Source organism: Sphingomonas kyungheensis (assembly GCF_037120395.1).
Classification (GTDB): Bacteria; Pseudomonadota; Alphaproteobacteria; order Sphingomonadales; family Sphingomonadaceae; genus Sphingomonas; species Sphingomonas kyungheensis.
Genome location: NZ_JBBBDM010000010.1, coordinates 106,348 through 127,296 on the forward strand (window position 1 = coordinate 106,348; position 20,949 = coordinate 127,296).

The following is a 20,949-nucleotide window of genomic DNA, read 5'->3' on the forward strand; positions in this document are numbered from 1 at the left end:
CATGAGCTTCCGCAACATCTCCGCCTGGGCGATCCGCAATCCGGTTCCGCCGATCGTGCTGTTCCTGGCACTGACGCTGGCGGGAATCGTCAGCTTCATGCGGATGGACGTCAACAACGATCCCGACATCGACTTCCCCGTCGTCATCGTCGTGATCAGCCAGCCCGGCGCGGCGCCGACCGAGCTGGAGAATCAGGTCACCAACCGCGTCGAATCGGCGGTGCGCTCGCTCCAGGGAATCGACGAGATCACCTCGACGGTCACCGAGGGCCAGTCGACCACCGTCGTCCAGCTCGCGATCGGCACGCCGATCGACCGCGCGGTCAACGACACGCGCGACAAGATCGCGCAGATCCGCAGCAACCTGCCCGAGGGCATCCTCGAACCGCAGATCTTCCGCGCCGACACCACCGACAACGATCTCGCCAGCTATTCGGCGATCGCCAGCGACATGACGGTCGAGCAATTGAGCTGGTACATCGACAATACGGTGACGAAGGAACTGCTGTCGGTGCCCGGCATGGCCGCGGTCAACCGCAACGGCGGCGTCAGCCGCGAGATCCGCGTCATCCTCGATCCGCTGCGCCTGCAGAGTCAGGGCCTCACCGCCAGCCAGGTCAATGCGCAGCTGCGCCAGATCAACCTCAACGCCGCGGGCGGCCGCGCCGAGATCGCCGGGTCCGAACAATCGGTGCGCGTGCTCGGCAACGCCAAGAACGCCAACGAGCTCGCGCAGACGCAGATCAACGTCGGCAACGGCCGCACCATCCGCCTCGGCGACATCGCCACGGTGCGCGATCTCTATGCCGAGCAGCGCAGCCGCGCCGCGGTCGACGGGCGCCAGGCGATCAGCTTCGACTTCCAGCGCGCCAAGGGCGCCTCCGACGTCACCGTGTTCAACGAGGCGGTGAAGAAGCTCACCGACCTCGAGAAGCGCAACCCCAACGTTCATTTCATCCTGCGCTCGAACAGCGTCAAATATACCGAAGCGCAATATGAGTCCGCGATCCATGCGATGATCGAGGGCGCGGTGCTCGCGGTGCTCGTCGTGCTCTTGTTCCTGCGCGACTGGCGCGCGACGCTGATCTCGGCGCTGGCGATCCCGCTGTCGGCGATCCCGACCTTCTGGTTCATGGAGCTGCTCGGCTTCAACCTCAACCAGATGACGCTGCTCGGCCTCAGCCTCGTCGCCGGCGTGCTGGTCGACGACGCGATCGTCGAGATCGAGAATATCGTCCGCCACATGCGGATGGGCAAATCCGCCTATCAGGCATCGATCGACGCGGCCGACGAGATCGGCCTCGCGGTGCTCGCCACCACCATGTCGATCGTCGCGGTGTTCATGCCGGTCAGCCTGATGCCGGGCATCTCGGGCCAGTATTTCCAGAACTTCGGTCTCACCGTCGTCGTCTCGGTGCTGATGAGCCTTGCCGTCGCTCGCCTCATCACGCCGATGATCGCCGCCTATTTCCTCAAGAGCTTCGGCCACGCCAGCCATGGCGAGGGCAGGCTGATGGACGGCTATATGGCGGTGCTGCGCTGGACGCTCGACAGCACGCGGCAGAAGGCGAGCGCGGCGCGCGGCGGCCTGCATCGCGTCACCAGCCGCTGGCGCGATCATCGCATGTGGGTGATGGGCTTCGGCCTGCTCGCCTTCATCGCAACGCTGGCGATGTTCGCGGTGGTGCCGATGCAATTCTCGCCCGCCGAGAACAGCGACAACTCGACCGCGACGATCGAGATGGTGCCGGGCGCGACGCTGGCGCAGACCGACGAGGTCGTCACCCGCGTCGGCGAGTTGCTGCGCCGCCAGCCCGAGGTCGCCTCGGTCTACACCCGCACCGGATCGAACGGCGCGGTCAACACCGGCCGCGTCACCGCGACGCTCAAGGAAGACCGCAAGGTCACCAGCACCGAATTCGAACGCAATCTTGCGCCCGAGCTCGCCAAGTTCGCCGATGCGCGCGTCGGCTTCCGCTCGCAGTTCGGCTGGGGCTCGTCGGGGCGCGACATGACGATCGTGCTCGGCGGCGACGATCCGGCGCTGCTCCAGAAGACCGCCAATACGCTGGTCGATCAGATGGCGAAGCTGCCGACGCTGACCCAGCCGCGCATCTCGGGCAATCTCCAGCGGCCCGAGATCGTCATCAAGCCGCGCTTCGACCTCGCCGCCAATCTCGGCGTGACGACGCAGGCGCTGTCGAGCGCGATCCGCATCGCGACGCTGGGCGACATCGACCAGAATTCGGCGCGCTTCTCGCTCTCCGACCGGCAGGTGCCGATTCGCGTCGCCCTCGATCAGGGCGCGCGGACCGAGCTGTCGACGATCCAGAACCTGCCCGTCTCGACCGCGAGCGGCGGCTCGGTGCCGCTGGCGCTGATCGCCGACATCAGCCTCGGCTCGGGACCGACGCAGATCGATCGCGTCAACCAACAGCGGCGCATCGCGGTCGGCGCCGATCTTGCCCCCGGCATCGTCTCCGGCGTCGCGCAGAAGCAGATCGACAATCTGCCGATCATGAAGAACCTGCCGCTCGGCGTGAACAAGCTGACGCTCGGCCAGGCGAAATGGCAGGCGGAGATGCTCAACAACTTCGTCGTCGCGGTGATCGCCGGCACCTTCCTCGTCTTCGCGGTGCTGGTGCTGCTCTATCGCCGGGCGCTGCCGCCGTTCGTCAACATGGCGTCGCTGCTGCTCGCGCCGCTGGGCGGGCTGATCGCGCTGTGGGCGACGGGCAATCCGCTGTCGCTGCCGGTGTTCATCGGCCTGCTGATGCTGCTCGGCATCGTCGCGAAGAATTCGATCCTGCTGATCGACTTCGCGCTCGAGGAGATGAACAAGGGCGTCGACACGCTGACCGCGATCATCGACGCCGGGCACAAGCGCGCGCAGCCGATCGTGATGACGACGGTGGCGATGGTCGCGGGCATGATCCCGACCGCGCTGTCGATCGGCAGCGACGGATCGTGGCGCGCGCCGATGGGCATCGTGGTGATCGGCGGCCTGATCCTGTCGACGATCCTGACGCTGGTGATCGTGCCGGCGGCGTTCAGCCTCGCGGTCGGGATCGAACGCTATGTCGGGCCGCGGCTCGGCCGGCGGCTGCTCACCTATCGTCCCGGCGACGACGGCAGCACGGTGGTCGGCATCGCCGGCCCCAACCAGCCGAGCATCGCGCCGGTGCCGGGCCGGCTGGGCCATGACGACGGGGGCGCGCAGCCGGCGGAGTGATCCGCCGGCGACGGATCGGCCGGCGGACGTTCAGCCGACCGAGCGGATCACCGCGCCGCTCGCGTCGCGGATGTCGGTGCGCTCGATCTGCCAGACGACGCCGGGCAGCGCGTCGAGGCGATAGGCGCCGCTGACCGGACGCAGCGTGTCGCGTAACTGGTCGAGCCCGCCCCGATCGAGCGTCACGCACGGCGGCCGGGCCTGCGCGTTGATCCTCGATGCCTCGCCCGCGGCGAACCGGATCGCGTCGTCCGTATCGAGCAGCAGCAGGTCCCGCCCGAACGGCAGCCGCAGCGCGAGCAGGGTCTCGACCTGACCCGCGCCGATCCGGATCAGTGTCGTGGAGCGGACGGGTCGCCCTGCTGCGAGCAGGCGACCGTCGGCACGAACAGCATCCCCATCGACGACCCGTCGCGATCGCGCCCCGTCTCCACGGCGTCTCGTACGTCGGGCCGGTCGAGCAGCGAGGCGCGCGCGAGATCGGTGATCCAGAGCGGCAGGTGCGGCAGCAGCGCCGCCAGCACCCCGCGCGTCTGCCAATGCTTGCCCGCCTCCATCTCTTCGAGGATGAGGCCGACGATCTGGACGAAGGCGACGCTGCCGTTCGGCGTCGCGATCGGCGGCAGCTTCGGGTCGGCGACGAAGGCGAGCCCCCGCAACTGCGTGTCCGTGTCGAGCGCGATCGATCCGTTGCGGGCCATCCACTCGCCGTCGCGCAGGGCATTGCCCAAGGTGACGACGTAGCGCGCCAGATTCTGCATTAGGCTGATCGCCCACCCGGGCGGGTCCTCGTCCGCCGGATCGCAGCGCAGACGGAAGGTCAGTTCGAAGCCGTGGCCGCTGGCCTCCTCGTCCTCGCTGTCTTTGCTATAGAGGTCGGTGAGGCCGAAGCCGACGCAATGCCGATGCGGAATCGGCTCGGCACGCTTCCACGCGCTGATCCCGTCGAGCGGATTGCCGTCGAAGCCGAATGGCAGGCTCGACCCATAATGTCTGGGCTCCTGCTGCGGATAGAGGTGCGTGCACGCGGCCCGGATCGCATCCCAGCCGGCGGTGGCCGCATCGTCGCCTTCGGTCATGACGCGAGGCTAGGAGCGGCGCGAAAGGCTGTCGACGCCGCACCGGCAAGCCGTTGACCGGGCAGCGCCCTCGTGCCGCACCTGACGGAATCCGCGGTGCCGGTGCGACGCGACCCGGCGGTATGCGAGTGGCCGCCGCCATCGGCAGGGGGGGGGGGATGCGCAAACCGAACGCGATCCCACTTGAACTTCCCCGCCGCTCGCGGATTGTTTCGCCCATGAACACCCGTCCCCGCAGCGCCACCGAGGCGGCTCCGCCCGCTCTCGTCGCGATGCGGCGGATCGCCGTCGGGCTGCTGGTGGCGATGGCGGCGCTGTTCCTCGTCAGCCGTCATCTCGCCCCCGCCTATCCCGGCTGGGGGTTCGTCCAGGCGTTCAGCGAGGCGGCGATGGTCGGCGGGCTGGCCGACTGGTTCGCGGTGACCGCGCTGTTCCGGCATCCGCTCGGGCTGCCGATCCCGCACACCGCGATCATCCCGCGCAACAAGGACCGGATCGGCGATACGCTCGCGCAATTCCTGCGCGCCAACTTCCTCCAGCCGGCGGTGATCGGCCGGCGAATGCGGCGCGTCGACGTCGCCACCGCGATCGCGCGCTGGCTGACCGATCCGCCCGAGGGCGCCGGCGGACGCTTCCGCCAGGGCGCATCGAAGCTGGTCGCGCAGGTGCTCGACGGGCTCGACCCGCAGCGGCTCGGCGGGATGGTCAAGGCTGGGATCGCCGCGCGGCTGCGCGCCACCGACGTATCGCCGATCCTCGGCCGGATGATGCAGGCGGCGATCGCCGAACAGCGGCACGCGCCGCTGCTCGACAGCGCGATCCGCTGGGGCGCGAAGGCGCTCGCCGCCAACGAACATCTGATCCGCGCGATGGTGCACGAACGCGCCGGATCGATCCTGCGCTGGACCGGGCTCGACGAGACGGTCGCGGACAAGTTGATCGCCGGGCTCGACAAGCTCGTCGCCGACATGGCCGAGGATCCGCAGCATCCGTTGCGGCTCAAGGCGGAGGAGGGGCTCGACCGGCTCGCCTGGGACCTGCAGTTCGATCCGGCGATGCGCGCGCGGGTCGAGGCGATGAAGGTCGAGCTGATCGCCAATCCGGCGATGCAGCGCTGGCTCGACGGCCTGTGGGAATCGGCGCGCGCCGCGCTGCTGCGGATCGCGCGCGATCCGGAAAGCGCGATGCAGGGGCAGCTCGGCGACATGCTGCGCCAGCTCGGCGAGACGCTGACCCACGATCCTCGGCTGGCGCGGACGATCAACCGCTTCGTCCGTCGCGCGGTGGTCGGCATCGCCGCGGATTATGGCGACGGCATCGTCCGGCTGGTGTCGGAGACGGTACGCGGCTGGGACGCCCGCACGATCACCAGCCGGCTGGAGAATGCGGTCGGCCGCGACCTGCAATATATCCGCATCAACGGCACCCTGGTGGGTGGTCTGGTCGGCCTGATCATCCATGCGGTCGACGTGCTGCTGTGAACCCAGCCTGTCCGGTCAACCCAACCGTCGCGTATGATAAACGCCTTGCCGAAGGTCGGAACTTGGCTCACAAGCGCAGGCGATGAGCGCCACAGCCGAATTCGAGCAGGACAGCGGCGGAACCCTTCGCTTTTCCGGTGACCTGCTGCTGCGCACGCTGGGCGATCTGCCCGACCGGCTCGACGCGGTGAGCGGCCCGGTGCGCAGCATCGACCTCAGCGGCATCGACCGGATCGACACCGTCGGCGCCTGGCTGGTCCACCGGCTGGCGACGCGGCATCAGGCGTCGATCGAGGGGCTCGACGCGGACGGCCGCTATCTTCTCGATTCGGTGGTCGCGGCGGATCGCCCGGTGGCGATGCCGGTGCGGCCGAGCAATGCGTTCAGCAAGCTGCTCGGCGAGATCGGCGATGCGGTGGTGATCACCTTCCGCACGCTCTACGGCTTGCTCGGTTTCCTCGGGGCGACGACGATCGCCTTCGTCAACGTCGTCCGCCACCCCAGCCGCTTCCGCTTCAACGCGACCGTCCACCGGTTCGAGGTGGTCGGCGTGCAGGCGCTGGCGATCGTCGGGCTGATGAGCTTCCTGATCGGCATCGTCATCGCGCAACAGGGTGCGGTGCAGCTCCGGCAGTTCGGGGCCGAGGTGTTCACGATCAACCTCGTCGGCCGGCTGACGCTGCGCGAGCTCGGCGTGCTGATGACCGCGATCATGGTCGCGGGCCGCTCGGGTTCGGCCTTTGCCGCGCAGCTCGGCACGATGAAGCTGACCGAAGAGATCGACGCGATGCGGACGATCGGCGTCTCGCCGATGGAGGCGCTGGTCTTGCCGCGGACGATCGCCGCGGTGCTGCTGATGCCGCTGCTCGGCTTCTATTCGTCGCTGATCGCGATCGTCGGCGGCGGGCTGCTCGCCTGGGTGTCGCTCGACATTCCGCCGGTGACCTTCATCCAGCGCATCCGCGAGGTGGTGCCGATCACCGACCTCTATATCGGCCTGATCAAGGCGCCGGTGTTCGGGGCGATCATCGCCATCGCCGGCTGTTTCCAGGGCATGCTGGTCGAATCGGACGCCGAGCAGGTCGGCCAGCGCACCACGTCGGCGGTGGTGCAGGCGATTTTCCTCGTCATCGTGCTCGACGCCTTCTTCGCGGTGTTCTTCACCTGGGTGGGGTGGAACTGATGGCCAACACCCCGGCATCGGCCCGCCCGCGCGACTCGGGGCGCGACGAATCGATCATTCAGGTCCGCGGGCTGAAGAATGCCTTCGGCGAATCGGTGATCCACGACGGGCTCGACCTCGACGTGCGGCGCGGCGAGATCCTCGGCGTGGTCGGCGGGTCGGGCACCGGCAAATCGGTGCTGATGCGATCGATCATCGGCTTGCAGACCCCGGTGGCGGGCGAGATCACCGTGTTCGGCGAACCGACGATCGGCCGCGAGGAGACCGAGGCGACCGCGATCCGCAAGCGCTGGGGCGTGCTGTTCCAGGGCGGCGCCTTGTTCTCGACGCTGACCGTCTCCGAGAACGTCCAGGTGCCCCTGCGCGAATTCTACGGCGGGCTCGATCCGGCGCTGATGGCGGAGATCGCCGCCTATAAGGTGGTGATGACCGGCCTGTCCCCCGATGCCGGCCCCAAATATCCGTCCGAACTGTCGGGCGGCATGAAGAAGCGCGCCGGCCTTGCCCGCGCGCTGGCGCTCGATCCCGAACTGCTGTTCCTCGACGAGCCGACCGCCGGGCTCGATCCGATCGGCGCGGCGGCGTTCGACCAGCTCACCAAGTCGTTGCAGAAGACGCTCGGCCTCACCGTCTTCCTCATCACCCACGATCTCGACACGCTCTATGCGATCTGTGACCGGGTCGCGGTGCTCGCCGACAAGAAGGTGATCGCGGTCGGTACGATCGACGAACTGCTCGCGCTCGATCACCCGTGGATCGAGGAATATTTCAAGGGTCCGCGCGGTCGCGCCGCGATCGCGACGCAGGAGGCGCAGGACGCCAGCCAGCATCCGACCGAGGTCAAGACGCAGCAGATCGCGGCAAGTCCGGCCGCGGCCACCACCACCGAACCGGCCGACCCGGCCCGACCCCCTGTAGGGACCGACTGATGGAAACCCGTTCCAACCATGTGATCGTCGGCGCGGTGGTGCTGATCCTGCTCGCCGCGCTGGCGGTCTTCACCGTCTGGATCGCCCGCCTGGGCAGCGCCTCCGAGCGCGAATACGACATCTTCTTCAAACAGTCGGTCGACGGCCTCGCCAAGGGGTCGACGGTTACCTATTCGGGCGTGCCGACCGGACAGGTCAAGGCGATCGCGCTGTGGAAGCCCGATCCGCAGTTCGTCCGCGTACGGGTGACGGTGAAGGACGAGACGCCGATCCTCCAAGGCACCACCGCGACGATCCAGGGCAGCTTCACCGGCACCAGCACCGTCGCGCTCGACGGCGCGCGCAAGGGCGCGGTGCCGATCGCCTGTCCCGATCATCCCGATGCGACGCAATGCCCCTATGGCGTGCCGGTGATCCCGACCAAGCAGGGCGGCATCGGCGCGATCCTCAATTCGGCACCGCAGCTGCTCGAGCGGCTGTCGACGCTGACCGAGCGGCTGACCGGGCTGCTCACCGATCGCAACCAGGCGTCGATCGCCGGCATCCTCGACAACACCAACCGCCTGTCGGGCGCGCTCGCCGACCGCGGGCCGGAGATCGCGGCGACGCTGGCGCAGACGCGCATCGCGATCCAGCAGGCGGGCGATGCCTCGCAGCAGATCGGCAAGCTCGCCGAGACGACCAACGGCCTGATCGCGCAGGACGTCAAGCCGACGATGCAGAACCTCAACAAGGCGATCGCCTCGGCGCAGCAGAGCGCCGAGACGCTCAATGCGGCGATCCAGGACGCACGGCCGGGCCTGCAGACCTTCTCCAAGCAGACGATCCCGGAGGCGAACCGGCTGGTGCGCGATCTGCGCGTCACCGCGACGGCGCTGTCGTCGATCGCCGACAAGGTCGATCAGGGCGGCGCCAGCTCGCTGATCGGTCAGCAGAAGCTCCCCGATTACAAGGGCAAGTGAGATCATGAAGACCAGGCTCCTCATCCTCGCCGCGACGCTGCCGCTCGCCGGCTGCATCAGCTTCGGCGCCAAGCCGCCGCCCTCGCTGCTGACGATCGAGGCGACGTCGGCGCCGGCGGTGGGCGCGGACCAGAATTCCGCCAAGGCGCGCTCGATCACCATCCAGGTGCCGACGACGCCGACCGCGATCGCCGGCGCCCGCGTGCCGGTCCAGGCGACGCCGACCAGCATCGCCTATGTCAAGGACGCGCAATGGGCCGAGCCGCCGGCGCGGCTGTTCGCCCGCCTGCTGTCCGACACGGTGTCGGCGCGCAGCAACATGGTGGTGCTGTCGACGGTCCAGTCGATCAGCGATCCGAGTGCGACGCTCGCCGGCGAGCTGCGCCGCTTCGGGCTCGATGCGACGACGCGCGAGGCGGTGGTGACCTATGACGCGGCGCTGACCCGCGCCGGGCAGGACACGGTCGAGAAGCGCCGGTTCGAGGCGCGCGTCCCGGTGCAGACGATCGACGCCGCCAATGCGGGGACGGCGATCAGCCAGGCGGCCAATCAGGTCGCGGTCGAGGTGGCGGCCTGGGTCGCCGGCTGAGCGGCGGTTCGACAAGCGTAACTAGCTGGGGTGCAATCAAAATTGGCCGTCCGGATGGCGCGGCCTTACGCTAGGCGTCGCTGCTATGCCTGATCTTGCCATCCTGTACGAACATCCGCAGTGGTTCGCGCCGCTGTTCGCCGCGCTCGACGCGCGTGGCATCGATTATACCGCGATCCATGCCGACGGCTTCGCCTTCGATCCCGCCGCCGCCGCGCCGCCGGCGCCGCTGGTGTTCAACCGCATCGCCATGTCGAGCTTCCTGCGCGCGCCGGAGCATCCGATCTTCCACGCCGCCGCGGCGCTGGCGCAATGGCAGGCGCGGGGGGCGCGCGTGCTCAACGGCGCGCATGCGCTGGCGATCGATTCGTCCAAGGCGCGGCAATTGTCGCTGATCGCCGGCCTCGGCCTCGCGATCCCGGCGACGCGCGTCGTCCATCGCGCCGCCGACCTGCCCGCGGCGGCGGCTGCGCTGCGCTTCCCGATCGTCGTCAAGGCGAACATCGGCGGGTCCGGGGCGGGGATCGTCCGCTATGACGATGCCGCCGCGCTCGCCGCCGCGGTCGCGGACGGCAGCGTGCCCGACAGTATCGACCGCGTGCTGCTCGCGCAGGAATATGCCCCGGCGCGCGGCGACCGGATCATCCGCATCGAGACGCTCGGCGGCCGCTTCCTCTATGCGATCGAGGTCGACGGCGGCGGCAGCTTCGATCTCTGTCCGGCGGATGCCTGCGCATTGCCCGGCAAGCCGACGATCACGATGACGCGCGTCGATCCCGATCCGAGCCTGATCGCGGCGGCGGAGGCGATCGTTGCGGCGGCGGGGATCGACGTCGGCGGGGTCGAGGTGCTGATCGACGATCGCGACGGCGTCGCGCGCTTCTACGACATCAACGCCTTGTCCAATTTCGTCGCCCGACCGTTGGAGGTACTCGGCTGGGACCCGCATGCGCGGCTGGTCGACTGGCTGACGGCGATGCTGGCGGAGACGAGGCGATGAGATATGGATATTGGATGCCGGTGTTCGGCGGCTGGCTGCGCAACGTGCCGGACGAGGGAATGGCGGCGGACTGGGACTATGCCAAGCGGCTGACCCAGGCGTCCGAACGCTGGGGCTATGACCTCACGCTGATCGCCGAGCTCAACCTCAACGACATCAAGGGCGTCGACCAGCCCGCGCTCGACGCCTGGTCGACCGCCGCCGCGCTCGCCGCGGTGACCGAGCGGATCGAGCTGATGGTCGCGGTGCGGCCCAATTTCCACCATCCCGCGCTGTTCGCCAAGGCGGCGGCGAATATCGACCGGATCTCGGGCGGGCGGCTGGCGCTCAACGTCGTGTCGAGCTGGTGGGCGGACGAGGCGCGGCAATATGGCCTGCAGTTCGATCAGCATGACGATCGCTATGCGCGCACCCGCGAATGGCTGCAGGTGGTCGACGGGCTGTGGACCGAGGAGCGGTTCAGCTTCGCGGGCGACTTCTACCGGACCGAGGAGGCGATCTGCGCGCCCAAGCCGGCCCGGCGGCCGACCGTCTATGCCGGCGGCGAGAGCGAGAAGGCCAAGGCGATGATCGCCTCGCAATGCGACGCCTATGTCATGCATGGCGACCCGGTCGCGGCGATCGCGCCCAAGATCGCCGACATGCGCGCGCGGCGTGCCGCGGCGGGCGGGGCGCCGATGCAGTTCGGCATGGCCGCCTATGCGATCGTCCGTGACAGCGAGGCGGAGGCGCAGCGCGAGCTCGAACGGATCACCACCGTCACCGATCTGCCGGCCGGTTACGCCAATTTCGACCAGTGGCTGTCGGGCACGCAGCTCGAGCGCGAGCTGAAGTTGCAGGAATATGCCGTCTCCAACCGCGGCCTGCGCCCCAATCTGGTCGGCACCCCCGAACAGCTGAAGGAGCGGATTGCCGAATATGAGGCGGCCGGGCTCGACCTGCTGCTGCTCCAGATGAGCCCGCAGGCGGAGGAGATGGAGCGGTTCGCGGTGCAGGTGATGGGGACGGCATAGGATCGACCGACCGGCTCGCGCGGGCAAGCGCCGCGCGTCGGGCCGATGCCGCCCCGCCGGTTGGGCGGTCGTCCCATCCGGATGCCGAATCTCCTGATGCGCGGAGAGCTGGCATCGGCGTGTCCGGGTGGATGCGCATTGATGGACGTGCAGAACGGCAACGACCGGATCGCGGCGGCCGGCCGAACGCCGCGCGGCCGTGTGACATGACCGGCAACATTTCTCCCATCATCGTAATAAATGATACGCGGCGTGACCCGCCGGCAAGGTCCTGATAAGAACAGTTGCGGGATCAGCACGCCGTTGCAGCGTAATAGACCCGATCGATGTCAGTCGGTTGATCCCGATCTGCTTCGCCCGCATGCCTGACGTTCGGTACCATTATCCCCGATAAGGGTGGGCCGCCATCTCAGGACTGGTGTGGAGTAAAGATATGCAAAGGGTTCACCGTCGACGATTGCTGGCCACGACGCTGCTGCTGGGCTGTGCGACGCCGGCATGGTGCCAGAGCGACGCCACCGCCGTCGCCGCCACCGCCGACGCGCAGACCGCGCCCGAGGCGGCGCCGCAGGACGAGATCGTCGTCACCGGTTCTCGGCTCGGCGGAGCGGCGCTCGACCAATCCTCGCCGATCGCGGTGGTCAGCGCGCGCGAGATCGCGCTGTCCGGCCAGGTCAACGTCGAGAACATCCTGAAGGACCTGCCGCAGCTGGTGCCGAGCATCACCTCGGCCTCGAACAATCCGGGCGGCGGCGTCGCCACCACCGATCTGCGCGGCCTCGGCGCGTCGCGGACGCTCGTGCTGGTCAACGGCCGCCGCTACGTATCGTATGATTCGAGCCAGATCGTCGATCTCAACACCATCCCCGCCGGGCTGATCGAGCGCGTCGACATCGTCACCGGCGGCCGGTCGGCGATCTACGGGTCGGATGCGATCGCGGGCGTCGTCAATTTCGTCATGAAGAAAGACTTCACCGGCGTGCAGGCCAACGCCAATTACCGCATCAACGAGGCGGGTGACGGCGGCACGTTCAATTCCAACCTGCTGCTCGGCGGCAATTTCGCCGACGGGCGCGGCAATGCGACGCTCTATTTCGATTATACCAAGCGCGACGGGATATTGCAGGGGCAGCGCGCCTATTCGCGGCAGGCGCTGGTCGACGACGGCGACGGCAATCTGATCGCCGGCGGATCGGGATCGATCGAGGGCACGCGCTTCGCGATCGGCGGCGTCAACCGCAAGTTCAACGCCGACGGCAGCTACAGCGCCTACAGCGCGGCGAGCGACGCCTATAATTACGCGCCCTACAATTATCTGCAGGTGCCGCAGAAGCGGTTCCTGATGAGCGCGCAGACGCATTACGAGGTCAGCCCGGCACTCAACGTCTATGCCGAAGGGCAATTGATCAACAACCGCGTCAAGAACCAGCTCGCGCCGACGCCGTTCACCGGATCGGCCGCGCTCGACGTCGATTCGTCGTTCCTGTCGGCGTCGTCGCGCGCGCTGCTCACCGGGCTCGACACCGATGGCGACGGCTATGTCACCTCGACGATCTACCGCCGGCTGACCGAGGTCGGCAACCGCATCTCGAGCGTCGACAATACCGCCTATCGCGCGGTGCTCGGCGCCAACGGCGATATCGGTCACGGCTGGGCCTATGACGCTTATTACAGCTATGCCCGCACCCGCTCCGACGAGACGCAGACCGGCAACGTCTCGCGCAGCCGCGTGCTCCAGGCGCTGCGCACCACCTATGATTCGAGCGGCAATCTCGTCTGTTCGGACAGCAGCAACGGCTGCGTGCCGCTCAACATCTTCGGCGCGGGCAACATCAGTTCCGCGGCGGCGGCGTTCATCACCATCCCGGTGCAGAACAGCAGCACGATCACCGAACAGGTGGCGAGCGCGTCGATCTCCAACAAGAATCTGTTCGACCTCGGCGCGGGGCCGGTCGGCATCGTGTTCGGCACCGAATATCGCAAGGAATACGGCGTCTACAGCCCGGATTTCTCGCTGTCGTCGGGCGACGTCGTCGGCTTCAACGCCGGTGAGGGGCTGAGCGGCGGCTATGACGTCAAGGAGCTGTATACCGAGGTCGCGGTGCCGCTGCTCGCCGACAAGCCGTTGATCCACAAGCTCGAGATCAACGGCGCCTATCGCTATTCCTATTATTCGACCGCGGCCAAGTCGGTGAACACCTATTCGGCGGGCGCGGTGTGGGCGCCGATCGCGGATCTCTCCTTCCGCGGCCAATATGCGCGGGCGGTGCGCGCGCCGACCGTCGCCAATCTGTACAGCGGCTCGGCGCAGGACTTCCCGACCGCGACCGATCCGTGCACGCTCGCGGTGGCGGTGACCAACGCCAATCTGCGCGCGAGCTGTATCGCCACCGGCGTGCCGGCGGCGCTGCTCGGCACCGCCTATGACGGCGGCAGCACGCAGATCCAGACGGTGACCGGCGGCAATGCCGCGCTGCGCGAGGAGACGTCCGACACCTATACCGCGGGCATCGTCCTCCAGCCGACCTTCCTGCGCGGCTTCTCGTTCACCGCCGATTATTACAAGATCAAGATCGCCAACTATATCGCCTCGGCAGGTACGGCCAATCTGATCCGCGCCTGTTATGGCGACGCCACCAACGGCTATACCGCCTATAATGCGAGCTATTGCGCCTCGCTGCCGCGTGACGCCAACAGCTATGCGATCACCGATGCGGTCAACACGCTGTCGAACACCGGCGGCGTCAAGACGCGCGGCGTCGACTTCGAGGCGCGCTACGGCCTGCCATTGGCGTTCGGCGCGTTCGGCAGCAGCACCAGCCGGCTCGACTTCCGATTCAGCGGCACGCGGCTGATCGCCTTCGACTATAACCCGCTCGCCGCGATCCCTGACCTGACGCTCAACTGCGCAGGCAAGTTCGGCATCAGTTGCGGCAACCCCTATGCCAAATGGCGGCTGTCGGGGCGCACCACCTATGCGACCGGCCCGATCACCGTATCGGTCCTCTATCGCCATCTGTCCGCGGTGCGCGACGACGACGATACGACGACCTATACGGTCGAGCGGATCAAGCCCTATGACTATTTCGACCTGACGGCGGCGTTCGACGTCAAGCCGGGCTTCACCTTCTCGGTCGGCGTCAACAACATGTTCAACCGCAAGCCGCCGATCCTCGGCGACAATCAAGAGCAGGCGAACACCTATCCGTCGACCTATGATCCTTATGGTCGTGCCTTCTTCATGAGCACCAGCGTCAAGCTGTAGGCCCGCCCGCGACCCCGCCGCGCCGACGGGTGGCGGGGTCGCAAGCCAAATGCGTCACAAAAGCGTCATAAAGCGCCAATGTCGCGTAACATTCCACGGAGTGACCGCAACATAGCGGACATTCCGTGGTCAATGCCCCGGGTTAGAGGCTCCGCCCGGGCGGCGTGCTGGACACCGCCAACTCGGGAAACAACTGTGAAACAGGTTCATCTGACCCGCGGCCTTCTCGGCTGCTCTCTCTCCCTGCTTGCCGCGCCGGCTCTGGCGCAGACCACGGGCACGCAGGACTTCGACGATATCGTCGTCACCGGCAAGGCGGCCGACGCCAATGTCGGCGGCGTGACGCTGCCCGCGACCGCCAAGGCGAAGGTCGGCCTCGACAGCAGCTTCATCCAGCATGAAACGCCGGGCCAGACGATCAACGACACGCTCAACATGCTGCCGGGCGTCAGCTTCCAGAACAACGATCCCTATGGATCGGCGGGCGGGACGATCAGCATCCGCGGCTTCGACGGCAGCCGCGTGTCGCAGATGTGGGACGGCTTTCCGCTCAACGATACCGGCAATTACGCCATATACTCCAACCAGCAGCTCGACCCCGAGCTGATCGGCCAGGCGACCGTCAGCCTCGGCTCGACCGATGTCGACAGTCCGAGCGCCTCGGCGACCGGATCGACGATCAACTATCAGACGCGCAATCCGAGCGAGGACTTCCACGTCCGCGTCGCCGGATCGGTCGGCGACTATGACTTCATGCGGATCTTCGGCGTGGTCGACACCGGCGTCATCACCCCGTTCGGCACCCGCCTGCTGCTGTCGGGCAGCAAGTCGACCAACGATGTCGTCTTCACCGACAAGGGCAAGATCGACAAGACGCAGTTCAACGCCAAAGTGTATCAGCCGATCGGCAGCAACGGCGACTTCATCTCGATCGCCGGGCACTACAACCGCAACATCAACAACTTCTTCGGTTCGGTGCCGCTCAGCACCGTGGGCGGCAGCGTCGGCACCGGATCGGGCAACCGCTTTCCGCTGACCCGCGCCGAGCGGTTCTACGACGTCGCCGATTGCGTCAGCAGCGCCGGCGTGGCGTGCGGCTTCGGTGCCTATGACTATCGCTACAATCCGTCGAAGACCGCCAACGTCCGCGTCAATTCGCGCTTCACGCTCGCCGACCGGCTCGTGCTGACGGTTGATGCGGCCTATGCCTATACGCTCGCCAACGGCGGCGGCACCGCGACCGCGAACGAGGGCTTTGCGACGATCGGCGGCCAGCGCGTCGCGGGCTATGTCGGCAGCACGCCCTATTTCGGCGGGGTCGACCTCAACGGCGACGGCGACACCAACGACACTGTGCTGGTCAGCGCGCCGAGCACCACCCATACCGACCGTTATCTGCTCAACCTCGGTCTGCGCTACGATTTCAATCCGTTCCAGACGGTGCGGATCGGCTACAGCCTCGATTACGGGCGGCACCGCCAGACCGGCGAGCTGACCACGATCAACGGCTACGGCCTCGCCAGCACGCCCTTCCCGAGCGAAGCGCCGCTGCTCGATTCGACCGGCACCGCCTTGCAGAAGCGCGACCGCCTGTCGAAGGCGATCCTCAACCAGGCGTTCGGCGAATATCGCGGCCGCTTCCTCGACAGCCGGCTGACGCTCACCGCCGGCGTGCGCGCGCCCTTCTTCACGCGCGACCTGACCAATTATTGTTTCACGACCAGCGCGAGCGGAGCGCTGATCTGCTCGGGCCGGAATGCCGCGACCGATGCGATCATCGCCGCGGCCTATCCCACTTATCAGGGGCCGCAGAATCGCCTCTTCCACTACAGCCGGGTGCTGCCGAGCGCCGGGCTGGTCTATCAACTGACCGCGCCGCTCGCCTTCTTCGCGAACTATTCGAAGGGGATGCAGGTGCCGGGCACCGACAATCTCTACAACAGCTTCTATTATGCGCAGGGCACCAGCGGCGCCGAGGGCGCGAAGCCCGAGACGACCGACAATCTCGACGCGGGGCTGCGCTATCAGGCGGGGCGCGTCCAGGCGCAGCTGTCCGGCTGGTACACGGTGTTCCACGACCGGCTGGCGTCGTCCTACGATCTCGAGACCAACACGACGATCTACCGCAACCTCGGCACGGTGCACAAATATGGCGTCGACGGCAGCGTCAGCTACCGGCCGGTGCGCGCGCTGACGCTCTATGCGTTCGGCTCCTATCTCAAGTCGAAGATCCTCAACGACGTGCAGGCGAGCGCGACGACCACCTATCTGACTGCGGGCAAGCGCGAGGCGGGGGCGCCGACCTATACGTTCGGCGGCCGCGTCGAGGGCCATGCCGGGCCGGTGCGGCTCGGCATCGAGGCGAAGCGGACCGGCGAACGCTATGTCAACGACCAGAACCTGCCGGTCGTGATCGGCGGGGTACAGGTCTATGGCGCGAAGGCGCCGGCCTATACGCTGGTCAACCTCGATGCGCGCTTCTCGCTCGAGCCGCTCGGGCTCAACGACCAGACCTATCTGCAGCTCAACGTCAGCAACCTGTTCGACACCTTGTACGTCGGCGGGTTCAGCGGCACGACCTCGACCGCGTCGCTGACCTATGCGCAGATCGGCGCGCCGCGCGCGGTGTCGGCGACGCTCACCATGGGCTTCTGATGGCGGGCGGGCGGCGCGCTCTCGCGGCGGGCCGCCCGCGTCCGGTCAGGGCCGGGGCGTGAAGCGGATCGCGACCGCGGGGGCGAGCGGCGATCCGGCGAGCAGCGCCATCGCGGCATGCGGCCCGGTGATGCCGCGCGGCAGCGGCGGCAGCGCCTCGCCATGGCCGAGCCGGTAGGAGGGCGATCCCGCCGCGGCGATCCACGCCGCGCCGAGGCTCGGGCGATAGCTTACTGGCATGTGACGGTTCCGTTCGTGACGAGGGGGTTGATGCCGTGCTGGCCCATGAAGTCGAACAGGCCGGCGAGCAGCCCCTGCGCGGCGGGCACCGACAGCGCGAGCCGGCCGACGACGACGCGTTCCATCGCCGGCTGCGCCTTGGTGTGATCGCAGCGCGCGCTTTCGACGGTGATGCAGACGATGCCGTTGATCACCGACAGGCCGGAGATGCCGGTCGCGAAAATCTCGGGGGTGAAGGGATTGTCGATCAGCGGCACGCTGTCGGGCGGTGGCGTCGGGTGGGGATGCATGTTCATCGCAAGGGTCCTGGACGAGGGGGGCGGGCAATCATGCCGCTGAAGACTGTTGTATGTGGGCAACATGTCCCCGGAATTTCGCGGGCATGTCCGCGACCACATCCGAATCCTGTTGCAATTTTCCTAATTCGCCAGCGCCGTCTCGCCCGGGCGGCGATAATGGACCATCGGTACGAACAGATAGCCGCCGTTGCGCACCGTGCGGATCAGCTCGTCGCGGGCATGCAGCGCGAGCTTGCGACGCAGGCGGCTGAGGTTGACGTCGATCGAGCGATCATGCGGATTGCCCCATTCGCGGCCATAGGCGCGCACCAGCTCCTCACGGCTGTGCACCGTCTGCGGCGCGGTGACGAAGGTGGCGAGCATGCCGAATTCGCCGTTGGTCAGCGGCACCGGCTCGCCGGCGGGCGACACCAGCCGGCGCGACCGCACGTCGAACGCCCAGCCGGCGAAGCAGGCGACCTCGACCGGCGGCAGCGCGGTCGACGCGATCGGGCGGACGCCGTCGCGCGACAGCCGGTTGCGCCGCCGCAGCACCGCGCGCACCCGCGCCAGCATCTCGCGCGGGCTGATCGGCCGCGCGACGCAATCGTCGGCGCCCATTTCGAGCGCGACGATCCGGTCGACCTCGGTGGCGAGCCTGGTCATCACGATGATCGCCGGGCTGCGCTGTCCGTCGGTGAGCGAGCGCATCACCGACAGTCCGCCGTCGCCGCAGGCCGCCATGTCGAGGATGACGACGTCGCAGCGGTGCAGCCGGTGATGATCGAGCAGGGCATGCGTGCTCGCCACCGCCGTCGCGCCGATGCCGTTGTCGAGCAGCATCTCCGCCAGCGCGGCGGTCACGCCGGCGTCCTGGTCGACGATCACCACCGCCGGCGCGTCGGGCGGCACCGCGCCGGGCGGCGGGGTGGCGGCGCGGCCGAGCGGGGGCGTGTCATTCGTCATGGTTCATGTCCTGATCAGCGATGGCCCGGCCGGAGCCGTTACGTTGCGATGATCTGGCAAGCTGGCTTGTCAGCGAAATGTCAGGATGTTGCAGTGCCGCATCATCGCATCGGGGACGTGCCGATTCGTGACGCGCGACGGGTCGTTCCGCCTAGAACGACCCGCCGACGTTGAACGTCACCAGCTTGGTGTCGTCCCCCGGTGACTTGACCAGCGCCTTGGCGAGATCGATGCGCAATGGCCCGAACGGCGAGGTCCAGTTGACGCCGACGCCGAGCGACACACGCGGCCGCGCGGTATTGCCGCTATAGGTCTCGCGATAGCTGCCGAGCGTATAGGTATAGGCGGTGCCGGTGTTGGTCGTCGTCGTCGCGCCGCTGCTGTCGAGATAGAGCAACTCGCCGGCGCTGTTGGTATATTGCCGCGTGCCCGCGACGCAGGCGGTCGCGGCGGCATTGGCGACCGCACAGGTATCGACCAGCGTCGGCTTGGTGCCGCCGAACACAGCGCCGACATCGAGATAGATCGACGGCCGCAGGCCGAGCTCGCGCGCGCCGGCGCCGAGCGGCAGTTCGAGTTCGAACCGCGTCTGGTAATAAGCGGTGCCGCCGAGCGCGGTGCGTGTCGTCGTGCTGCTGTCGGTGACCGTCGCCGGCACCGTCGATGTATCGTAATAGCTGCGCGTCACGCTCGGCCCGACGCCGCGGATGTCGAAGCCACGCATCTGCGGATCGCCGAGGTAGAAACGGTCGGTCAGCCGCACGTCCTGCCCCAGCCCCTTGATATAGCCGCCCTCGGCATGGGCGGTGAAGACGAAGTTCGATCCCAGGTCGATATATTGGGAGGCGTTGGCGGTGGTGCGGATATAGCGCGTGTCGCCGCCCAGGCCGGCGAAATCCTGGCTGAAGGTGACGCGGCGGCCGCGGGTCGGGCGCAGCCGGCTGTTGGTGCTGTCGAAGAGCAAGGAATAGCCGACCGACGAGGTCCAGCGGCTGCCGACCGCATCGCACAGATAGGTGCCGGCGATCGCCGTATCGCACACCCCGTTGGTATAATACGTGTCGGCGTCGAGCGTGACCTGATCGTAGGACAGGCCGTAGCGAGCCGACAGCGACCAATATTCATTGAGCGGCATGCCGGCGCGGATCTGGAAGCCGGTGGTCACCTGTTCATAGGCGGAACTCGCCGAACTGCTCGAGGTGCTGTACGAACTGTAATCGCGGCGGAAGATGTCGCCGCCGAGCGCGATGTTGGTGTCGAACAGATAGGGTTCGGTGAAGCCGGCGTTGACCGACTTGGAATAGGACGAGACGCTCGCGCTCAGCCGCAGCTCCTGGCCCTTGCCGCGGAAATTGCGCTGGGTGACGCTTGCCTGGGCGATGAAGCTTTCCAGGCTGGAATAGCCGACGGACAATTGCAGCTCGCCGCTGCTCTTTTCTTCGACGTTGGTTTCGAGGACGACGCGGTCGGCGGCGGAACCGGGGTTCTGCTTGATCTCCATCTTGTCCTGGAAGAAGCCGAGGCTGTTGATGCGATCCTGCGAGCGCTTGACCTGGAAGCTGTTGAAGGCGTCGCCTTCGGCGAGGCGGATCTCGCGGCGGACGACCTTGTCCTGCGTCTGCGTGTTGCCGTTGATCTCGATCCGCTCGATGTAGGTGCGCTGCGCCTGCGCGATGTGGAAGTTCATCCCCATCGTCAGCGTCTCGGGATCGCGCTGGAAGTCGGGCGACACGTCGGTGAAGGCATAGCCGAACAGGCCGGCCGCCTCGCTCAGCTGGTCGACCGACGTCTCTACCAGCTTGGCATTGTACCAGTCGCCCTTCTTGATCGGCAGCGACGCGGCGAGCTTCGTGTTGTCGAAGTCGCGGATCTCGCTGTCGACGGTGATGTCGCCGAACTTGTAGCGTTTCCCTTCCTCGACCACATAGGTGATGATGAAGTCGCGCTTGTCGGGGGTGAGCTCCGCCACGGCCGAGGTGACGCGGAAGTCGGCATAGCCTTCGGTCAGGTAGAATTGCCGCAGCTTCTGCTGGTCGTAGTTGAGCCGGTCCTGATCGTAGCTGGTGTTCGACGACAG

The 20,949-nt window shown here is 67.4% G+C and carries 16 protein-coding genes; 10 read left to right on the forward strand and 6 right to left on the reverse strand.

The window, feature by feature from the left end; genetic code table 11:
- Position 1: 1 nt before the first annotated feature.
- A complete protein-coding gene (locus V8201_RS15910) occupies positions 2-3,232 on the forward strand; it encodes an efflux RND transporter permease subunit (protein ID WP_037531843.1) in 3,231 nt (1,076 codons plus the stop codon).
- A gap of 30 nt (positions 3,233-3,262) precedes the next feature.
- Here the strand turns inward: V8201_RS15910 and V8201_RS15915 are convergent, their stop codons facing one another.
- Together V8201_RS15915 and V8201_RS15920 are read right to left on the reverse strand one after the other, a co-directional pair.
- The gene (locus V8201_RS15915; RefSeq protein WP_200870342.1) at positions 3,263-3,418 is read right to left on the reverse strand and encodes a hypothetical protein; all 156 of its coding nucleotides are present in this window, start codon (positions 3,416-3,418) and stop codon (positions 3,263-3,265) included.
- Between the two features lie 146 nt (positions 3,419-3,564).
- Positions 3,565-4,311, reverse strand: a complete 747-nt coding sequence (locus V8201_RS15920; protein ID WP_336545904.1) for a suppressor of fused domain protein — start codon at positions 4,309-4,311, stop codon at positions 3,565-3,567.
- Between the two features lie 272 nt (positions 4,312-4,583).
- Between V8201_RS15920 and V8201_RS15925 the strand changes: the two genes are divergently transcribed.
- The 9 genes from V8201_RS15925 (at position 4,584) to V8201_RS15965 (ending at position 17,388) form a co-directional block, all read left to right on the forward strand.
- Positions 4,584-5,792 carry a DUF445 domain-containing protein gene (locus tag V8201_RS15925; RefSeq protein WP_037531887.1) on the forward strand — a complete coding sequence of 403 codons (1,209 nt, stop codon included), beginning with the start codon at positions 4,584-4,586 and terminating at the stop codon, positions 5,790-5,792.
- A gap of 82 nt (positions 5,793-5,874) precedes the next feature.
- On the forward strand, positions 5,875-6,975 hold the full coding sequence (locus V8201_RS15930) for an ABC transporter permease (RefSeq protein ID WP_037531844.1): 1,101 nt from the start codon (positions 5,875-5,877) through the stop codon (positions 6,973-6,975).
- Complete coding sequence (locus V8201_RS15935) at positions 6,975-7,904, forward strand: ABC transporter ATP-binding protein (protein WP_037531846.1); 930 nt, start codon at positions 6,975-6,977, stop codon at positions 7,902-7,904. Before V8201_RS15930 ends, V8201_RS15935 begins: the two co-directional genes overlap by 1 nt.
- On the forward strand, positions 7,904-8,866 hold the full coding sequence (locus V8201_RS15940) for an MlaD family protein (protein ID WP_037531848.1): 963 nt from the start codon (positions 7,904-7,906) through the stop codon (positions 8,864-8,866). The genes V8201_RS15935 and V8201_RS15940 overlap by 1 nt, the downstream gene beginning before the upstream one ends.
- Positions 8,867-8,870: 4 nt before the next feature.
- A complete protein-coding gene (locus V8201_RS15945; protein WP_336545905.1) occupies positions 8,871-9,455 on the forward strand; it encodes an ABC-type transport auxiliary lipoprotein family protein in 585 nt (194 codons plus the stop codon).
- A gap of 85 nt (positions 9,456-9,540) precedes the next feature.
- Positions 9,541-10,455, forward strand: coding sequence for an ATP-grasp domain-containing protein (locus V8201_RS15950; protein WP_336545906.1), 915 nt, complete (start codon positions 9,541-9,543; stop codon positions 10,453-10,455).
- A complete protein-coding gene (locus tag V8201_RS15955) occupies positions 10,452-11,468 on the forward strand; it encodes an LLM class flavin-dependent oxidoreductase (RefSeq protein ID WP_336545907.1) in 1,017 nt (338 codons plus the stop codon). Before V8201_RS15950 ends, V8201_RS15955 begins: the two co-directional genes overlap by 4 nt.
- Positions 11,469-11,925: 457 nt before the next feature.
- Positions 11,926-14,733, forward strand: a complete 2,808-nt coding sequence (locus tag V8201_RS15960) for a TonB-dependent receptor domain-containing protein (RefSeq protein ID WP_336545908.1) — start codon at positions 11,926-11,928, stop codon at positions 14,731-14,733.
- 195 nt (positions 14,734-14,928) lie between these two features.
- Positions 14,929-17,388: a TonB-dependent receptor gene (locus tag V8201_RS15965; protein WP_336545909.1), complete on the forward strand. Its 2,460-nt coding sequence runs from the start codon at positions 14,929-14,931 to the stop codon at positions 17,386-17,388.
- A 45-nt stretch (positions 17,389-17,433) separates the two neighbouring features.
- Here the strand turns inward: V8201_RS15965 and V8201_RS15970 are convergent, their stop codons facing one another.
- The 4 genes from V8201_RS15970 to bamA form a co-directional block, all read right to left on the reverse strand.
- Positions 17,434-17,628 carry a hypothetical protein gene (locus V8201_RS15970; protein ID WP_037531856.1) on the reverse strand — a complete coding sequence of 65 codons (195 nt, stop codon included), beginning with the start codon at positions 17,626-17,628 and terminating at the stop codon, positions 17,434-17,436.
- A complete protein-coding gene (locus tag V8201_RS15975) occupies positions 17,619-17,924 on the reverse strand; it encodes a hypothetical protein (protein ID WP_037531857.1) in 306 nt (101 codons plus the stop codon). The genes V8201_RS15970 and V8201_RS15975 overlap by 10 nt, the downstream gene beginning before the upstream one ends.
- Before the next feature lie 123 nt (positions 17,925-18,047).
- A complete protein-coding gene (locus V8201_RS15980; protein WP_336545910.1) occupies positions 18,048-18,872 on the reverse strand; it encodes a response regulator in 825 nt (274 codons plus the stop codon).
- A 151-nt stretch (positions 18,873-19,023) separates the two neighbouring features.
- Positions 19,024-20,949, reverse strand: a 1,926-nt coding sequence (gene bamA / locus V8201_RS15985; protein ID WP_336545911.1) for an outer membrane protein assembly factor BamA, incomplete at its 5' end; no start/stop codon positions are given.